Here is a 19,845-nt window from a genome sequence, read left to right on the forward strand (position 1 = left end):
CTGACCTACGGCTGATTGTCTAACGGGTTCGCATGTTGCGAATTGACAGGCTGGAAGCCTGTCCTACTTAATTCTCAACCTTCAACTCTACGTCGTATATTCTGAGTTGAGCCGCACGTATTCTGACGTCAAATCGCAGGTCCAGATGCGCCAGCGGCCGTTACCCTGGTTGAGGGTTATGTCGAGGATGACTTCGCCGGTTTTCATGGCTTTGGAAACGACGTTCTCGTCGAAATTGACCGGTTTGCCTTTTTTGAAGACGGCGTGATTATTGATTGCCAGCGAAACTTCTGCTTCGGATTCGATGCAGCCGGTGCGTCCGCAGGCGGAGACGATGCGGCCCCAGTTGGGGTCGTTGCCGGTGACGGCTGTTTTCACGAGCACATCGTTGGCAACTTCGTGTGCGATTTTTTCTGCGTCTTCAAATGTTCGGGCGCCTTCGACATCGACCGTGATAAAATGCTCGGCCCCTTCGGCATCGCGGATGATCATATGTGCGAGATCAGTGCACAATGTTGTGACTGCTGCCTGGAATTGTGCGAGATCGCCTTTGTCATCCAAGCCCACATTCGATTGACCATTGGCCATCAGCAAAACGGTGTCACTCGTACTGGTATGGCCTTCGACACTGATGCAATTGAACGATTGGTTCACGGCGATCGGCAGCAGGTCTTCGGCCTGTGCTGGAGTCAATTTCACATCGGACATGACCACGCCGAGCATCGTCGCCATGTTGGGAGCGATCATGGCGGCTCCTTTGGCGACACCGGTGAGTGTGATCGTTCCGCCATCGAGATTGACGTAACGGGAGATGATTTTTGGGAAAGTATCGGTCGTCATCATCGCTTGGGCAGCATGTTGAAGATGCTCGGGAGTTTCGCCGAGATTCTCGAACAACTCAGGCACATGATCGCAAATGCGCTCGACTGGAAGGGGCACTCCAATCACGCCAGTCGAGCAAACCAGAACCGACTCGGCCGGGCTATTGATTTCTTCAGCAATTCGAGCCGTCATTGTGCGTGCGTCGGCTAAGCCCTGCTCGCCGGTACAGGCATTTGAATTGCCGGAATTAATGACGATGGCTCGAACATTCTCGCCGGGGACACGTTCACGGGAAATTTGCACGGGAGCCCCACAGACTTTATTCGTCGTGAACACACCAGCGGCGATGCAATCGCTTTCTGAGAGAAACACAGCTAAATCACGAGCGGATTGATTCGATTTGATCCCGCAATGAATACCAGCGGTGCGAAAGCCCTGAGGCAGGAAGTATGTTGATGAGTTGGGCATTATTATTCCTCAAGCGGTATTACAGGCAAATAAAAGATTGACAATTTAACTGAGAATTCCAAAGTGATGCCAACAATATTTTAGATCATCTTTACTGGTAACGATAGCAATTAAGCCTTTGAAATTGGGTGGCACGTCCCATGACTCAGTTGAAGTTTTCTCACAGACAGATGACTGTCAAATAATCGAGCCGTGATCAGTTAACAACAGACGTCGCGAATTGATAAACTGATCGAATGCAGGTAAAACCTGTTTGTATTTTCCATCGGCATCGTACTGAAAACGAGAACTCCGTGCACGTGTTCCCTGCCCCAATTCCAGAATGGCGAAGTCAGATTGAGCAGGCGCTGGATCATGCTTCAAAATTTTCGGCTGACTGTCCGCCCCGATTGCAGGAATCGATTCGTTACAGTTTACTGGCAGGTGGCAAGCGATTGCGTCCTTTACTGGCATTACTGAGCTGCGAAATTTGTGGGGGAGATATCTCCCGGGCGATGCCGGCTGCGTGTGCTTTGGAAATGATTCATACTTATTCCCTGATTCATGATGATTTGCCTGCGATGGATGATGATGATTTGCGTCGAGGTCGGCCCACGAATCATGTCCAATTTGGAGAAGCGACCGCGATTCTTGCGGGCGATGGTCTGCTGACGCATGCCTTTTTCTGGTTATCGACACGAGTGAATGACCCGAAACATGCCGTCGCCTGCACGCACGAATTGGCGATTGCCTCGGGAATAACCGGCATGGTCGGAGGCCAGCAGGCGGATTTGGAAGCAGAAACCGCCGATCCTGAAACATTGAATCTGGAAGTCCTCCAAGAGATCCATCGACGAAAAACCGGGTGTCTGATTCGTTGTGCGATGCGAATGGGGGCATTAATTGCCAATGCAACATCGGTTCAGCTTGATGCGTTGACATATTATGGAGAGTGCATCGGCCTCGCATTCCAGATAGCCGACGATCTGCTGGATGTGACGGGATCTGCTGAGAAGATGGGAAAACAGGTCGCGAAAGATACTCAGCACAAAAAATTGACATTTCCGTCTCAGCTCGGGCTGGATGAGAGTCAAAGTCAAGCGGAACAATTGGTCAAAGAGGCAATTTCGGCTTTGAAGATTTTTCCGGGGAACACCGCTGCATTAGAGGCAATTGCTATGTATAGTGTATTCAGGGACCACTGATTGAGTATGATATTATTTGATTGGCATTATCGTTTTTTGCCTCTACTTCCTTAACTGTGAATTTGATGAAGTTAAGACAGACTTCTCAAAGTTTTTCGACGATACGACATCATGATTACGCGGAGAAGATCGACTTCCTGAAGTCTGTCCACTGCGCTATTTTTTAATAAAGCGAAATCCCAAGTGATGGAATACGAACTCCTGCCGATGATCTCCTCTCCTCAGGATCTGAAAACGCTTACTGAAGCTCAGCACGAAAAGCTGGCTGCTGAAATTCGAGAGGCTCTTTGTCAGATTGTTGAAACGAAACCTGCCCACTTTGCCAGTAATCTGGGTGTTGTGGAGTTGTGTATTGCGTTGCATCTGGTGTTCGATTTCTCCAAAGATCGCCTGATCTGGGACACTGGGCATCAAATCTATCCACATAAAATGGTGACGGGACGCTTCCCTCAGTTTCGTACCATTCGCGACCGCAACGGCCTGATGGGATTTCCGAACCCGAATGAAAGCCCCTACGATCTGTTTATGACCGGTCATGCGGGAGCTTCTGTCTCGACGGTTTTGGGAATGAAGACTGCTGATGACCTGCTCTTTGACGATGATCGCAAAGCGGTCGCCGTTCTCGGGGATGGAGCCTTGCCTTCAGGGGTAGTCTTTGAAGCGTTCAATAATGCCGCTGGTCTCAATAAAGATTTGCTGGTGATTCTGAACGACAACAAAATGGGGATCTGCCCACGTGTAGGAGGACTGGCTGAATATCTTGACAAAGCCCGAGCCGCTCCGTTTTATAATGGATTGAAACGGGATGTCGCCTGGGTGTTGAATAAAGTTCCGATGGTTGGTGGCTCGACCAAAAAAGGTCTTTCCAATGTGAAAGATGCACTCAAAACATTGCTGCATGGCGGGATGCTCTTTGAGCAGATGGGCTTTCGGTATGTCGGCCCGGTTGATGGTCACGACTTAAAGTCGCTCCGCAAGCATCTCGAAATGGTTAAAGACATCAAAGGACCGACTCTACTGCATGTCTTTACCGATAAAGGGAAAGGGTTTCAGCCAGCCTGTGAGGATCCCGTTAAATTCCATTCGCCGTCACCGTTCGATCGCAGTGAAGAAGGTTTTGCAATTCCCCGAAGTAAGGGTGGCAAAAACGCGGCTTATACCGATGTCGCCAGCGAGACAATTTATCAACAGATGGCCAAGGATGATAAAGTCGTCGTTTTGACCGCTGCAATGTGTGCGGGAAATAATCTCGGCAAAATTCGTGATGAATTCCCGGAACGATTCTTCGATACCGGCATCTGCGAAGCGCATGCGGTCGCGTTTGCTGCAGGAATGGCAAAGTCGGGAATGAAGCCAATTGTCGATATTTACAGCACGTTCCTGCAACGTAGTTTCGATCATATTTTCCAGGAAGTCGCGTTGCAGAATTTGCCGGTCGTATTCTGTATGGATCGAGCAGGATTGTGCGGCCCTGATGGGCCGACGCATCATGGTGTGTTCGACAATACTTACATGCGAGCTTTTCCAAACATCACAGTGATGGCTCCGGGAGATTCGCAGGATCTGGAAGCGATGATTCCTTTTGCGACGAACCACGATGGACCAATCTCGCTCCGATTCCCGAAAGCAAATGCCGAATCCGTAATCCGCGAAGAAGAATTCTCGCCCATTGAGCTTGGGAAAAGTGAAGTCATTCGCTGGGGCAGCGAAGTGATGATTGTCAGTTTCGGTGCGTTGCTGCCAGAATGCCTGAAAGCGGTCGAGAAACTTCAGAAGGATGGTATCGATATCGGTGTTATCAACGCTCGATTCCTGCGTCCACTCGATACCGAAGTGATTCTCGAAGCGGTCAAAAATTGTGAGCTGGTCGTGACGGTCGAAGAAAACACACTCTGCGGAGGTTTTGGTTCCGTCGTATTAGAAGCAGCGAACGAAGCCGGGCTTTCGACTCAAAACGTTTGCCGACTTGGTATCCCTGATCGTTTTGTCGAGCATGGTGATCGCAACGAATTATTAGCGGAGTTAGGCCTCAATGCCGTAGGCTTCATCCGCACGATTCGTGATCGTCTCTCCAATCGACAAGTTAAAGAATCTGGTGTTGGAGCTGTTGAATAAAAATGCTGTCCAGCAGAGAAATCGCTGCCAGGATAAATGCAGAGATCTACAGAGGACTGCAAAATGATTAAACTGATTGGAGTCCAATGTGACATCTCATTGGGAAATTGCGAGCAAAATCTGCAGAAGATGCTTTCCTCTTTGAAAACGGCTGCCGATCGTGGAGCGAATCTGGTCATTTTTCCTGAATGTGCTTTAACCGGGTATGGATTTGAATCCCGAGAAACTGCTATGGAATGTGCAGAACCACTGGATGGCCCAGCCAGTGCACAGATGATCGAGGCCTGTCAAAAGTTCAATTTGAATTGCGTCTATGGCTTTCTCGAAAAAGCTGGTGAAAGCATTTTCAATTGTGCAGCGATGGTGGGTCCCGAAGGAATTCTGAGTTCCTATCGCAAAATCCATCTCCCCTTTGTCGGCGTCGATCGTTTTGTCGATTATGGTGATCGTCCTTTCGAAGTTCACGAATCGACCAGTCTGCGTCTCGGCATGAATATCTGCTATGACCTGGCGTTTCCGGAAGCTTCGCGTGTTTTAGCAGTCGGTGGCGCAGACTTGATTGCACTGCCCACAAACTGGCCCCGCGGAGCAGAATGTATGACACCGGGCCCCGTCATTACTCGATCGATGGAAAACAAAGTTTACTACGCGGCCATCAATCGTATCGGAAATGAAGCCGGGACGAGTTACATCGGTCAAAGTTGTATTTGTGGGCCGGGGGGCGAAATTCTGGCGATGGGATCAGCCGATCAGGAGGAGTATCTGGAAGTCGATATCGATGTGGAAATTCCTCGACAAAAACGAGTCATTCGCAAAGCAGGAAGTTTTGAGCTGGATCGTATGGCTGATCGTCGTCCTGAGTTTTATCAGCCTCTAATCAATCCTCACGTCTTAGAAACCCCGCGGGATCGATACGGGGCATCGGAACCTGAATAGTATTCTCCCGGAAATTCGCAATACACAGGGAATGCACAGGACTATGATATTCGATCGATTATTTGAAACCTCATGCCTAAACGTTTCCTGATCATCGATGGATACAACCTGCTACATGCGGCAGGGATGATGCCGGGGCGTATTGATGGTGAGATGCTGGCTAGAGCTCGAGCCCGCCTGCTTCGATTTCTGGAAGGTCGAATAACGACTTCAGAACGGGAACGAACAACCATTGTGTTTGATGTCAATCGCACGATGGCTGAGGTTAATGAGCGGGAAACAGCTCATGGCATGACGGTCTTGAATGCAATTTCCTATCCTGATGCCGATACGCTCATTGAAAAATTGATTCGCGAACATTCTGCACCGAAACAGGTCGTTGTTATATCGAGCGATCATCGACTTCACAAAGCGGCTCGTGCGCGGAAAGCGAAGCCCGTCGACAGTGAAGATTTTTATGAGGAACTGACACGAAAGTCGCGAAAACGAACGCGGTCAAAGCCAAGTCCAAATTCAAATCCAACACTTGGGAACCCATTTTCAGAGGATGATCTCAAGCGATTGAACGAAATACTCTCAGAATCTGCAGACTTACCGGTGACATCTACTGACGAGGAATTAAAGTACTGGGAAGAGAGAATTCGCGAACTTGACGAGGAATAAACGAGCCTCAACAACAGCTTCCCCCCGAACTACAGCAAGCATTATCAGAATTCTTGCTCTGCAGATCACTGGGATCGACGGAAATCAAATCGCCCTCATAAGGGGCTTTTGTGTAGCGGTCTAAGGCATTCTCGCTGATAGTTGTGCGCTGCCCGCGGATCAAGCGATTTCCGTTGTCATCGACAACTTCTTTCCAGGGACCTTTGTAAATCACCGTCTCAGAAGGATCCAGCCCTGACTCAATTTCTGGTTTGTAGGCACAAACTGTCATACTGCGAAACTCAATTCCCTGCACTGTCATCCAGGGGGCTGATTGTCGTTCCAGGATTTCGCATCCGTAGAAACCGGCTTCCTCAAAGACCTGCAGGAATTCATCTTCCCGAAACGCTCCGCTGATACATCCACTCCAGAGAGTTGCATCGTTCTGTAATTCTAGAGGCACATCGACATCGCTGGTAATATCGCTGATGACCGCCCTGCCCCCCGGTTTGAGGACCCTGAAAATTTCCTCAAACAACTCTCGCCGTTTCTCTTTGCTCACCAGATTCAGCACACAATTGGAAACAACCACGTCGACAGAATTCTCAACCACCAGAGGATGTTCCTTGCGGAGGCTCTCAATCAATTCCTGGGTTTCGAGCCAGTCAGAACTGCTCGAAACGGGTTTGGATTGCAGTCGCTCCTCCAGCAAATCGAGATCGAGCTTGAGGTCTTCTATTTTTCCACGACGAAACGAGACCACATCGTAACCAAGTTTTTCCGCCATCTCGGCCTGATATTTCCGAGCCAGTCCCAGCATTTCAAGATTACAGTCGACACCAATCACATGGCCAGCTTCTCCGACAATTTGAGCAGAGATATAACAAATTTTGCCTCCACCAGATCCCAGATCGAGCACCGTTTCACCAGCCGAGACATACTTTGAGGGATCACCACAGCCATAGTCGCGTTCGATAATTTCTTCAGGAACCTTATCCAGATATTGCTGATCGTAATTGACTGGGCAGCACAATGCGGCCTCCCGTTCCTGTGCCGCTCCGGAATAGCGATTGCGGACAGCTTGATCGACATTCAAATTCCCAGACTGAATCTGGATCAGGTTTCCGTTTGTTTCAGACATATTAATTATGCTTCTCTATGTTGATCGTTCTGAATACTGATTGGAGTTTTGCAAAACTCCAGAATTAATAAAGATAGCGATGAAAGAGTACGACATCGCTGTAGCATCTTAACCCGATGCGCCAGCGAAGGGACGGCTTCCGATTCGCAATTCGGTTAAACTTTGATATTCAAATCGTGTATTCCATTTCCTGCAATAGCTGGTCTGTAAGGCGGACAAAATGTTTAAATTCCCGCTTCATACAGTATTGTCTGCATCAACAACAAGCAGCTAATCATGAATTCCACACTGGCCCCTCCCTGACGCATCGGGTTATGATTTCACTGGAGTTTTTCAAATTTCCTGTACTGACTTTGAATTGATGCAATCGACTGTACATCGACTGACCTATAACGAATAATAAAAGGGACGAGTGGAAAGGCAAACGGATCATTCGATTGCTTGTCCTTCTGAATCAGTCGCAAATGCGTTCGCATCTGCTATTCTGAGCAATATCGTCTGTCACCAATACGGTTTCCGTAATCTGTAATACAATTGAATTTGAGTTCAAGGGTTTTCGATTTGACGACACTTTGGACTTCTCAGGAATTATAACAATATAAAACAGTAATGGCCTCGCTCCGACCGCTTTCCCAATTGGGAAAGTGAATGAGTGTCACCATTATAGAGGATAACACCATGGAATTAAGAATGTGTCCATCCTGCCAGCAGTCTGTGCTGGATGATGATGTCAAAGAGTGTCCGTTTTGTGGAGCCGCCATGGATGGTTCCTCGGGGCCGACAACTCCGGTTAAGCCAGCAGCCCGAAAAACGGAAGCTATTGCAGCGAAGACGAAGCCAACAGCTAAGGCTGAGGAACCAGTTCAGAAGAAAGATGACGATCCGTTTGCCGTCAAGCCGAAAGCCCCCAGGAAAGTCATCAAACTTCAGCGAAAGCCGACTGCAAAGGTCAATCATCGTGTCGTCTGTCCGATGTGTGACACCAATGGATTTGGCACAGAAGCTGTTGCCGGTAAAGAAGTCAAATGCCCAAATCCTAAATGTCTGATGCCGATTTTTACCGCTCCGGAACTTGAGGTTGTCGAACCGGAAGAACCGAAGAAGCCACTGATTACTCCTGTCCGGATCTTCAGTTTAGTAGCCGTGCTTGTGATGGCTGGAATCGGCATCTTTTTCTACATCAACCTGCCCCCTGCACCAACCCCCGATCCTGGTCCAGGCCCCATTGTCAATAATGGCAATAACAATATCGATCAGGTCGATCCCGAGAAGAACGATCCCGTTAATCCCGATGTTCCTCCGACAAAACCACCGATTGATGTCAAAGCCTTCGAGCAGACAATCTTTCAATCGAGTATCGATTCTGCCCTTCAACGTTCAGATAACCGCAGCAAACCCTATTGTCGTCAACTCAATGCAGAGGCTTATATTGCCAATGGCGATCTTGCCAATGCGTTAGAACAACTCGAAGCTTTTGATGCCCTGGAAATGGGATTAAACTATTTTAAAATTACACCACTCTCCAATATCGGCTGGGCTCATTTGAAAAAAGGAGATACGGCCGCTGCCAATAAATCAGCCGATGAAGCTCTCACGTTTTCGAGTAAACTGCCCCAAAAAGGAGCTGAGGCGGTCCGTCATGCCGTCGCACTCGGTTCATTGCTGGTCGCGCTCGAACGTTATGAAGATGCCCGGACACTACTCGAAACTCGGGAAGATGTTCAGGATGTTGCTCAATCGGCGGCTCGTATTGCTATCGTGATCGAATCAGGAACTTTCGCACTCGATGAAAGTTACGACTGGCTTCCTAAAGTCCGCTGGACTTCACCACTCTCATTCGCAACAGCCTACTCTGCTGCTATTCGCGGTTATTCCACTCAAACGGCTGCCTTTATTAAAGCCGTTAAAGACCCAATGCGTAAAAGTGAATGCCTGGCTGCCTACGCAGCCGCTCAAGCGAATCTCGCGATTCAATCCGGCGTCGCTTTTCAAACCGATCAACTCCCTGAAATTGAAGGCATTACGACTGAAGACCAGAACCGCGCCTTGGCTCAAGTACTGCAGAGCCTGAAAAAAGACGCAGCATCAGAAAAACTTTCCACTCAAATAGCAACTGCCATGGCAAGCTGGGAAATTCCACCGGCAGCGGTTATTCCACCGTTTCGTTCCATTTACGATGGCGACTATCAATACGGTTCCATCAAACATCGTGCTGCTGCACACGCTCAACTGTTGCTGGCACGTTATTACGCACTGGCAGGAGAGAAAGCCAAAGCCTGGGAACATATCGAAAAGAGTCTGAACTACACGGCAACAATGGGACCTACTCAAGCAGCAGCGGATGCCCTCGTCAAAGAAGTCGATCAGAATCGAGCAACGATTCAATCTCGATTAGCCAATGAATTGAACATTGAGGAAGACATCCGCAAACGAACGGCATTTAACCGTTACCGCACCAACGCCAACTCGATCGCGACAGAAGCCCAGAATAGAATCGATCTTGAGTCACAAATTTACGACGTAACGCTCGACTGGGGACTTTCCGATCAATATTTCCAAGCCTTTCAAGCCGATCTCAAGTCTCCTCGTACTGATAACTTCCAAATGATTGTTGAAAACACATTATCGACCGATCTTTTGTATTCACTGCGTCAGTCGGCGAATGAAACAGCTGTCAAGGAATTCCTGGCTGCCTGGCCGTCAGCGGCCGATGGGAAATCTCGCTTGGAAAGCCGCATGGAAATCAATCGACTGGTCGATGCCGGGAATATCGCACAAGTGAGAGACCTGATGAAACGGATCGATTTGAGCCTCCATGACCCTCTCATCGAATTGCGATATGCCTGCCGGATTGCAGAGCAGCAAAATTCAGAAGTCACGCTTGACTGGATTGCAGGTATGAATTCGATTGCCGACCAGGAAGTCGCCTATCGATTTTCAGGTGTGAAAATGACACGGCGTGGCGAAATCGACCCGTTCTGGAATGCGACTTTGAAACGCAATCTGTCTGCAACCGATAAATGCTCTCGCAATCTGGGGCTCATCGAGGGACTAAACTCTACTGATGTCTACAAGCAGAAGGTCGAAGAACCACAGTCCGGGAAAAAGAAACCGTAAGGTACTCTCTTACGAAGTGATCGACGCAGTAATCTCAAATCTCCAAACCCGCGTTTCTTTCCTAATCTGTACAGTATAGGGAAGTTAGGGCACGAAATGTCGACGACCGGTCTTTCCCCAGTCTGGGATATCCCATACACTGAGTAAAGATAGGCTGATTCAGATTAAATAGTCTGAGGATGTCTGTTTTGCCAAAAACAACAATATTACGATCCTTCCAGCGTGAGATTAAGATGGCCATGAGGATAATGTTGCAGGAATGCATTCAAAAAATGAACCTTTCTCGACTCCAAATGATAGTGGCAATTGCCGTAATTTATTTGTCTTTGCCCGCATGCACTTTTGCTGCGGAAGAAAAAGAAACCGAAAATAAAGTTACGATGGTGATCATCGGGGCTGACCGGTTGCTCGAAGACATCGAGTATATGGTCAATGATCTCGCCAGTCGAAATAAGATCTGGAAAGAGAAAGTCGAAGAGAATATCGAACTGTTTCTCGAAGGAATTGATCGAAAACAGCCTGTGCGTATTGATGTTTTCTTTGACGAAAAAAACGGCGAATTCTATCGTCCATTTTTCCCGATTACAGACGTCAAAGATTTTCGGAATAATGTCGATGCTTTTGGCGTAACGAACAAACCGATCTCTCGCGATGTTTATTCTCTTGCAGGTGCATTTGTTGGCTTCATGAAAATCGCCAATGATTACGCGCTGTTTGCCCCCGAAGATCAACGGGCCAGTATTGATCCGAATGTGCCAGAAATTCATGCCCCAATCGAACCTCTCAAAAAGGCCGACTACGATGCTGGCATAATCATCAATCACGACAAAGCCGGTCTGGAAGATCGCCGAAAAAGCATGGCGGCTGTTCGCAAGAACATCATCTCAGGTATCAAGAAAAAATCGACGGAGTCCGTTGAGGAATTTGACTTCCGTAAGCTTCTGGCCGTCAATCGGATCGATAATTTTGAACGGCTGTTTTCAGAAGTCAAACATCTGGAAGCAGGCTGGATCACTGATGCTTCCAAGAAAAATGGACTCGGAACCTTAAACATTTCCGGAATTGAAGGGACTGATCTGGCTGGAACAATTGCTGCAATTCCAGATCTGAAAACTTCCTATCATACCATTCCGGAAACCAAAGATTTTGTCGCAACAGGACGAATGCTGTTTCCGATTTCAGCCGCGAATCAGGAGCAAATCAAAGCCACAATTCAAGCTTACCAACCTGTTGCGAGCATCCGCATCGATCGTAAAGAAGACTTAAACGACAAACAGAAAAAAGCCGCCAAAGACGCCATCGCCAAACTCATCCCAATTCTCGAAGATGGTTTAACGCTTGGCTCAATTGATGGTTTCGTTGAGTTTCGTCGAATCGATCAAGAAAAAAGTGATTCTCTGCATGATATGGTCGCCGGCATGAATGCCAAGTCTGGACGAGACATCGAAGAAGTCATCAAAATGCTGCCAGAAATTCGCGACACCTACAAAACCAAAATGGACACGGCTACTGTCGGTGATTTTCATTTCCACGAATTTGTACTCGAAGACAACGTGCCACCGATGTTCAAATCGCTATTCGGCTCCCCCTGTCATTTCCATATCGCCACCAGTGAAAAAATGGTGCTCTTCAGCATCGGCGAGAATTCGAAACCCTGGCTCGAAGAAATGGTCGATCTGGTTTCTAAAACCAAAGAGCAGAAAGCTCCTGAAAACTTCTTTACCTTTAAAGGCCATTTTGGCCCCTTCGCTAAAGCATTAAGTGCCCGTAATCCTGGTGAAAATTTCGTTGAGCTTCGCAAAGCGATTATCGAAGCCTTCTCTGAAAAATACACGGACGATTTCATCGAGATCTACGATAAACAAGCCGATGGAGAAATTCAGGGGACACTCACTGTCGAGCCGGGCCTGTTAAGATTACTCGGTATTCTCGTTGCCAATTTTGCAGATGAAAATCTGTAAATCATTCGAGATCCAGTTTGATCACGCACTTGAGACGACTCTCAGGTGCGTTTTTGTATTTACGGCAACTTAAATTGCAGTTTAGTGATCCACAAATACAACAATAGTTTTTTCACTGACTCAAGCAAAACGTGGGAAATTCCTATTGGAAATGCTGTAGACTGGACATCAACGAATCTCGATGAAACAATCGACTAATATCGATCAGTTGACAAACAATTTAAGAGATTGACACACATGACCAGATTTTCGTTCTCCTCAATTCAAGCATGCATCGCGTGCATGCTGACAATCATCTTTCTGAGCACAACTGGCTCATTGACTCAGACCGTCATCGCCGCAGAGATCCTCGAAGCAGATGTCGTAATCTATGGCGGGACCTCCGCTGGTGTCGCTGCTGCCGTACAATGCAAACGCATGGGAAAAACCACTCTCATCATCGAACCCTCTGCTCACTTGGGCGGGTTAACTGCTGGAGGTCTCGGGTGGACCGATTCCGGAAATAAATCGGTCATCGGCGGCATCTCTGAGGAATTCTACGAACGAGTCAAAAATGAGTACGACCTCAAAGAAACCTGGAAATGGCAGAAGAGCGATCAATATTCCCGCTATAACCCCGAAGCCAAAGTCATCTGGGTTTTTGAGCCGCACATCGCAGAGAAAGTTTTCAATGACTTAATTACCGAATATGAAATTCCGGTCTACATGAATGAACGGCTCGAATTAATTGACGGAGTCACCACCAAGGCTGGTCAAATTGTCGAGTTCAAACTCGAATCGGGAAAAATTATTCGCGGCAAACGATTTATCGATGCCACTTACGAAGGAGACTTGATGGCTAAGGCTGGTGTCAAATACACAGTCGGTCGTGAAGGAAACGATGTCTATGGCGAGTCACTCAACGGTGTACAGAAAGCCCGCACCATCTCCCATCAGTTTGAATCGAAGGTGAGTCCATATCGTATCCCAGGAGATGCCAGCAGTGGACTATTACCAGGTGTGCATGGAGAAGACCCCGGCGAAGATGGTACCGGCGACCATCGCGTTCAAGCCTACTGCTTCCGGATGTGCCTCTCGAATCATCCCGACAATCTGGTTCCCTTTCCAAAACCGGAAAACTACAACCCGGAACGCTACGAACTACTTGCCCGCTATCTGAATACAGGCTGGAAAGGTGTGTTCAAAAAATTTGATGTTATTCCGAATCGAAAAACGGACACCAACAACCACGGCGCATTTTCGACCGATAATATCGGCATGAATTACGATTATCCTGATGGCGATTACCAGACGCGGGACAAAATCATCGCCGAACATCGTGATTACCAGCAGGGTCTGATGTGGTTTCTGGCCAATGATCCCCGAGTCCCGGCTGACATTCAAACACAAACGCGGAAATGGGGACTTGCAGCCGATGAATTCCTCGATAATGAGAATTGGCCTCACCAGATTTATGTCCGGGAAGCTCGACGAATGGTCTCTGACTTTGTCATGACTGAACTTCATCTCCGTCGTAAAAAACCAACTCCAGACCCAATCGGCATGGGTTCCTACAATATGGATTCGCACAATGTCCAACGCTATGTCACTCCTGAAGGATTCGCTCGAAACGAAGGCGACATCCAGGTCAACCCAGGTGGACCATATCCGGTCAGTTATCGTGCAATTGTGCCGATGAAGTCGGAATGCTCAAACCTGCTCGTGCCTGTCTGCCTTTCCTCTTCCCACATGGCCTATGGTTCGATTCGTATGGAACCGGTCTTTATGATTCTGGCTCACTCGGCTGCCACTGCCGCCTGTCATTCGATTGACGATAACTGTGCCGTCCAGGATATCGACTACAAAAAACTCGAAGAAAAGCTCCTCGAAGATGGTCAGGTTCTTGAATACTCAGGCCCGTATCGCGAACCTCGCGTCGGAATTGATCCGAAGTCATTACCCGGAATCGTTATCGATAATTCGCACGCCAAACTCGAAGGAAGCTGGACACACAGCAGTTCAGCCCCCGTTTTTGTCGGAACAGATTATCTTCATGATGAAAACAGCGATCAGGGAGAAAAGTCTGCTACGTTTGAATTCCTGGTCACTTCCTCAGGAGAGTACGATGTTCGTCTGGCCTATCCCCCCAATTCCAACCGGGCGACCAACGTGACTGTTGAGGTTATCAGCGAAGCAGGACTGGCAACAACGAACATCAACCAGCGACTTGCTCCTTCAATTTCTAAGACATTTGTCTCTTTAGGAGCCTACGAATTTTCACCGGGCACACCGGGACGCGTTATCATTCGCAACAACAATGCAAACGGCTATGTCATTGCCGATGCTGTCTGGGTTGTTCCCATTAAGAAACAACCCTAATTTTAGACCATTTTCAAATGGTTTCTGCATTCGCTTGGACGCCAATTCCCGGAAAACGCGGTGTTTGCTCCTGCCGGACGCTGCAGTTCATATTTGAATATGCAATAGAAATCCACTGCATGATCAGTTTCATTAAACTTAGTATTTTCCTGATCGAATCTTCATCAATTTAATTTATTGCAGACGGTTGATTTAGGCTCTTTCAGAATTCCCCAGCAAGGTTGCGACTATGGCTCAGAACAAGCCGACTAAGAATTCTCAGCAGGAAACTGTTGCCGAAGGTCAGCAAAGTCAAACCGCCTCAGGTAAACCAGTGAAACCTGCAAAACAGAAGGTTCAGAAAATTGGTGACTTTCGTTTAGTGAAGAAAGTCGGCCAGGGGGGGATGGGCTCTGTCTACCTGGCTCATCAGATCAGTCTGGACCGCCGCTGTGCTCTCAAAGTGATGTCGAGTGAATTGTCGAAGCGGAAAGACTTTGTCGACCGCTTCATTCGCGAAGCTCGCGTCGGAGCAAAAATAGAACACCCTAACATCGTCCGCTGTTATGCCGTGGGCGATTATAAAGGCATGTACTATGCCGCGCTGGAATTTATCGATGGTTCGAGCATGCAGGACTGGATCAACACGCTCGAAAAACTGAGCGTGGGTGATGCCGTACACGTCATCATTGTTTGTGCTCAGGCTCTCGGTTTCGCTCATAAAATGAATGTCATTCATCGTGACATCAAACCGGACAATATCCTGGTCACTAAAAATGGAGCTGTCAAAGTTGCAGACCTCGGGCTGGCTAAAGCGATTGACGAAGACCATTCGATGACACAATCCGGAACCGGTCTCGGCACTCCCTTATATATGCCTCCCGAACAGGCTCGTAACGCGAAATATGTTGACCAGCGCAGCGACATTTACGCCCTCGGAGCAACTTTATATCGCTTCCTGACAGGTGTCCCACCCTACAAAGCCGATTCCACGATGGAATTAATTCTCGCCAAAGAAAATTCGAAATACACACCCGCGGCCAGGCTCAATAAAGACATTCCTGAACGGCTCGATCTGATCATCGATAAAATGATGGCCAAAGACCCCAAGCATCGGTATCAGAACTGTGATGAACTTTTAACCGACTTAATGCCTCTCGGCCTCGAAAACCCTTCCCTCAGTTTTATTGACTCAGACGAAAAAGTCATTCTCGGAATGAACTCCCCTTCAGGACTACAAAGTTCACCTTCAATGGCCAATGCGAAAAACATTGAACGCGAAATCAACATTCCAAAAACTTCGAGGGAAGAAGCCCGTGAACAACGTCTGGCGGCTGCAAAACTCGATGGAAATACCTGGCGAGTCTGCTTCAAAGATCGTACCGGTAAAGAGCAAATCAAAAAAATGACAACCGACCAGATCCACCGTGGTCTGGCGACCGATCTACTCGATGAGAAGGCTCGAATCACTAAGAACCCCAAAGTCCCCATGGTTGCCGTCGGCTCCGTGCAGGAATTCAAAAATCAGGTTGGCGAAAACCTGATGAAAAAACAGGATGGTAAAAAAAAGGAGGACATGAAGTCCATCTACGCAAAACTGGACCGACAACACAGTCGCCGCAAATGGTGGCGGATCATCGAAAATCTGCGTGATGGAACCTTGGGTTGGATCAGTCTGGTCATTTGGCTGTGTGTTGTTGGAGCAGCAGGCTACGGCCTCTATCTGGGTGTACCAATGGTCTACGACATGATCGCCAAAAACTTCGGCTTGTAGTTCTCAGCAAATACCGACGCGACACAAAAGAAACTTCGCGATTGATAACCACATGGATGTGATCATACTGGCTGGTGGCCACTCAGCCGAACGGGAAATCAGTTTAAAATCAGGGATCGGAGTGCGCAATGCCCTCTTAGCTCGTGGCCACACGGTTTCAATGATCGATCCAGTAAACGTTGAGATTCAGAATTTACCTGTTCGGGCCGACCAAATTGTCTTCATCGCCCTGCATGGCACCTTCGGCGAAGATGGACAGATCCAGCAGATTCTCGAAAATCGCAACCTCTGTTTTACAGGGAGTTCAGCTTCTGCCTCTGCTATTGCCTTTGACAAATCTCAGGCCAAGCAAATATTTCTAAACTACGCAATCGCCACGCCTCGTCATTCGATCATCAGTCGAAAAGATTCACTGATTCAAAGAGAAAAACTGTGTTCATCGATTTCCTGTCCCGTCTTCGTCAAACCGAATGCCCAGGGATCCAGTATTGGCGTTTCCCGTGTCGATATCTCCGAACAACTTAATCAGGCGATTGATCACGCTTTAGATTACGGAGAAACAGTCATCATCGAAGAGTTCATATCGGGTCAGGAATGGACCGTTGCAATCTTTGAGGACATCATCTTCCCACCCATTCAAATTCAAACCCCACGCACGTTTTACGATTTCTCGGCGAAATACCAGGAAACGAGTACGCAATATTTCATCGATCAGAATCAGGATGAAACACTCATCGAACGCCTAATCGCCGCTGCCCAAAAAGCCGCGCAGGCCATCGAGACTTCAGGCTTAATTCGAGTCGATTTCATTGTCGATAATACAGGTCAACCCTGGTGCCTGGAACTTAATACCATCCCCGGTATGACCTCAACAAGCCTGGCCCCCAAAGCCGCCAGTCAACATGGGTGGACCTATGAAACACTCTGTGAAAACATCTGCGATTCGGCTCTCAAATCCAAAGGACTCAACTCCTGAAATGATCAATCATAAACATTATTTCCCCCGAGAGCGATACGCCAGATAACTCCCCAATGTTTTAGCGAACGATTCGTCCGTTTTCACTTTCAACAAATCGACTCCCGATTTCGTGCACATTTGGGAAACTCGATTCATAAATTTCTGATACTGTTCGAGGTAATGACGACGCAAGCGATGGGGATCGACCAGCAGGCGTTCGTTTGTCTTTTCCAGATTATGAAACTGTGTTGGCCTGCTGAATGGAAACTCCTCTTCTTCCGGTGCGACGATCTGTACGACAACCACATCGTGCCGATAATGACGAAAGCGTTTGATGGCCGTCTGTAAAGGCTCGATCTCATCAAACAGATCACTCAGCAAAACAATCAGACTCCGCCTTTTGAGCCGGGGAATGACATCCTCAAAGACTTTCCCAAGACTTGTCTCTCGCCCCGTTTTTGCCTGCTCCAGAGTTTTGATCAATCGTGGAAACTGAGTCGCATTCATGGAAGGTTCGATCAGTTCCCGTAACTTATGATCGAACAGACACAAGCCAACCGCATCCCGCTGTTTCAATAATAGATACGCCAGCACGGCTGTCATCTGTCGGGCGTAATTGAACTTCGTATCGGTCGACTGTCCGTAGCCCATGCTGCCGGAAGCATCGAGCATCAGGTAGCAACGCAGGTTGGTTTCATCTTCATACTCTTTAACGAAATACCGCCCCGTTTTACCATAAGCCCGCCAGTCGATATGTCGAATTTCATCGCCGGGATAGTATTGCCGATGCTCGACAAACTCGACACTGCTCCCTTTGAAGGGGCTTTTATGCTGCCCCATCATGTACCCTTCGACAACCAGCCGGGCAATCACATCGAGCCGCCCGAACTGCATCAACGTGCTCGGATCACCAAAAGCAGAGAGTTCAGGATTGGTTGTCGACATGGCGTCCAATATCTCAAGACAGCGACATAGAAAGAGTAAACCTGTAGGTCAGGCACCGCCTGACGAATTCGACATTCGTCTGCAACAAGGCAATGTGAGTACTCACGGATCTCTGAAAATCATACCACGCCCTGTCTCAAAAGAAAAACCGCCGGGAAGTATAACTCCCCAGCGGTCTACAATCTCAGGCGAAACGCGTAATTCTAGAAGTTGCTATCTTTAATAACATTCTGACCGTACTTGGTACCGGCTGGAGTCATCAAGCGTGCATAGACGGCCTGATTCATCGTGGCGTTCAAGCTACCTGCATGACCATCACAGTAGAAGACATTGACGTTTCCACCAACGTGGTTTGAAGATGGTCGCCAGGGACGTACCCCACCAGGGTTAGCAGCACTGATTTGAGAATCTCCGGCACTGTAACCTGTTGAAGAGAAATCTTCGATAACAGCCAGTGCAGAATTTTGTGCACCTGCAGTGCTGTCATCGTAGCGTCCAACACCATTAGGAGTCGCGATGGCTGCCTGTGTCGGGATAAGTCCTGAAGTTGGTACTTGGAGTGCAAATGCAATCTGACCAGTTCTGTTCGAACTCCACAATCCTGCATCAAGATTTTCTGAAAGCATCATGGTCTGAGTTTGACCATCGTTATTTGAGATAAAATCCAAAGTAACAATTGACCGATCTCCACCAGTGTCTCGCCAGAACACTCCCGTTGACTGACTGATTCGAGTCGCTAAAGGGGCGGTTTGAGCGAGCCCGGTTGATGAAGTCGCATCGGTAATCCCGTCTCTCCAATCAATGTTGTTAAAATTGTGTGATTGATCATTGATCGAACCCCACTCACCAGCTGGTACAGGTGAAGTACCTGTATATGGGGCGTAGCCAGCGTTAGCTACATAACTCAATTGGCCATCAATTTGAAAAGCCGTGTCATCATCCGGACAGGAAAATACAGCAATCTGTGTATCCCATAAAGTCTGGTGAGATTGGGATCCTGTATTTTGCTGCAGGAGCAACAGACGTGCCAAGGCAGCATTGTCCAACATCGGCAACAGAGAGACAGGCCAACCGTAAGCAACCTCGCCAGTACCAGCAGCATTTAAATAAGTATCCTGTCCAGCCAGCTTCGGCAATCGTCCACCACTCTGTGAGGAAAAGTTCATCACAGCAGTGCCGATGTTGCGGATGTTATTGATGCATTGCAGGTTACGGGCTGCAGCTCGGGCGCCTTGAATACCAGGCAGAATCAATGCGGCCAGAGTCGCGATGATGGAAATCACGACCAGCAGTTCAATCAGGGTGAATCCGCGTCGGCGTGATTGCGCGACACGTACCGTGTGGCGAATGTTCATTACAGTGCTCCTTAAAACTCGTAAGATGTAGTTGTTCTGCCTCGGAAAGTGGCTAAGGCCCGGAACACCGCTTTCCCAAATGCAAAATGC

General features: G+C 48.1%; 13 protein-coding genes. 9 read left to right on the plus strand and 4 right to left on the minus strand.

What is annotated here, in order from left to right:
- Nucleotides 1-87: 87 nt before the first annotated feature.
- Nucleotides 88-1,290 carry a bifunctional glutamate N-acetyltransferase/amino-acid acetyltransferase ArgJ gene (argJ, locus tag Pan54_RS12180; RefSeq protein WP_146503744.1) on the minus strand — a complete coding sequence of 401 codons (1,203 nt, stop codon included), beginning with the start codon at nt 1,288-1,290 and terminating at the stop codon, nt 88-90.
- Nucleotides 1,291-1,583: 293 nt separating this feature from the next.
- Here argJ and Pan54_RS12185 point away from each other — a divergent pair, with 293 nt between their 5' ends.
- From Pan54_RS12185 to Pan54_RS12200, 4 genes are all read left to right on the plus strand, one after another.
- The gene (locus tag Pan54_RS12185; RefSeq protein WP_207310125.1) at nt 1,584-2,474 is read left to right on the plus strand and encodes a polyprenyl synthetase family protein; all 891 of its coding nucleotides are present in this window, start codon (nt 1,584-1,586) and stop codon (nt 2,472-2,474) included.
- Nucleotides 2,475-2,660: 186 nt separating this feature from the next.
- A complete protein-coding gene (dxs, locus tag Pan54_RS12190) occupies nt 2,661-4,589 on the plus strand; it encodes a 1-deoxy-D-xylulose-5-phosphate synthase (protein ID WP_146503746.1) in 1,929 nt (642 codons plus the stop codon).
- Nucleotides 4,590-4,652: 63 nt separating this feature from the next.
- Complete coding sequence (locus tag Pan54_RS12195) at nt 4,653-5,525, plus strand: carbon-nitrogen hydrolase family protein (protein ID WP_146503747.1); 873 nt, start codon at nt 4,653-4,655, stop codon at nt 5,523-5,525.
- A 72-nt stretch (nt 5,526-5,597) separates the two neighbouring features.
- Complete coding sequence (locus Pan54_RS12200; protein WP_146503748.1) at nt 5,598-6,188, plus strand: NYN domain-containing protein; 591 nt, start codon at nt 5,598-5,600, stop codon at nt 6,186-6,188.
- 7 nt (nt 6,189-6,195) lie between these two features.
- Here the strand turns inward: Pan54_RS12200 and Pan54_RS12205 are convergent, their stop codons facing one another.
- Nucleotides 6,196-7,308: a methyltransferase domain-containing protein gene (locus Pan54_RS12205; protein ID WP_146503749.1), complete on the minus strand. Its 1,113-nt coding sequence runs from the start codon at nt 7,306-7,308 to the stop codon at nt 6,196-6,198.
- A 690-nt stretch (nt 7,309-7,998) separates the two neighbouring features.
- Here Pan54_RS12205 and Pan54_RS12210 point away from each other — a divergent pair.
- The 5 genes from Pan54_RS12210 to Pan54_RS12230 all read left to right on the plus strand — a co-directional run bounded on the left by Pan54_RS12210 (nt 7,999) and on the right by Pan54_RS12230 (nt 17,473).
- Nucleotides 7,999-10,425 carry a tetratricopeptide repeat protein gene (locus Pan54_RS12210; RefSeq protein ID WP_165441749.1) on the plus strand — a complete coding sequence of 809 codons (2,427 nt, stop codon included), beginning with the start codon at nt 7,999-8,001 and terminating at the stop codon, nt 10,423-10,425.
- A gap of 272 nt (nt 10,426-10,697) precedes the next feature.
- Entirely contained in the window at nt 10,698-12,386 is a 1,689-nt protein-coding gene (locus tag Pan54_RS12215; protein ID WP_146503751.1) for a hypothetical protein, read from the plus strand.
- Nucleotides 12,387-12,668: 282 nt separating this feature from the next.
- Nucleotides 12,669-14,744, plus strand: coding sequence for an FAD-dependent oxidoreductase (locus tag Pan54_RS12220; RefSeq protein WP_165441750.1), 2,076 nt, complete (start codon nt 12,669-12,671; stop codon nt 14,742-14,744).
- Nucleotides 14,745-14,973: 229 nt separating this feature from the next.
- Complete coding sequence (locus Pan54_RS12225) at nt 14,974-16,497, plus strand: serine/threonine protein kinase (RefSeq protein ID WP_146503753.1); 1,524 nt, start codon at nt 14,974-14,976, stop codon at nt 16,495-16,497.
- Between the two features lie 52 nt (nt 16,498-16,549).
- Complete coding sequence (locus Pan54_RS12230; protein WP_146503754.1) at nt 16,550-17,473, plus strand: D-alanine--D-alanine ligase family protein; 924 nt, start codon at nt 16,550-16,552, stop codon at nt 17,471-17,473.
- Nucleotides 17,474-17,491: 18 nt separating this feature from the next.
- Here Pan54_RS12230 and Pan54_RS12235 read toward each other — a convergent pair whose 3' ends face one another.
- Both Pan54_RS12235 and Pan54_RS12240 read right to left on the minus strand, forming a co-directional pair.
- Nucleotides 17,492-18,400, minus strand: coding sequence for a DUF58 domain-containing protein (locus Pan54_RS12235; RefSeq protein ID WP_146503755.1), 909 nt, complete (start codon nt 18,398-18,400; stop codon nt 17,492-17,494).
- 203 nt (nt 18,401-18,603) lie between these two features.
- Nucleotides 18,604-19,755, minus strand: coding sequence for a DUF1559 family PulG-like putative transporter (locus Pan54_RS12240; RefSeq protein ID WP_146503756.1), 1,152 nt, complete (start codon nt 19,753-19,755; stop codon nt 18,604-18,606).
- Nucleotides 19,756-19,845 lie beyond the last annotated feature (90 nt).

Source organism: Rubinisphaera italica, from assembly GCF_007859715.1.
GTDB lineage: Bacteria > Planctomycetota > Planctomycetia > Planctomycetales > Planctomycetaceae > Rubinisphaera > Rubinisphaera italica.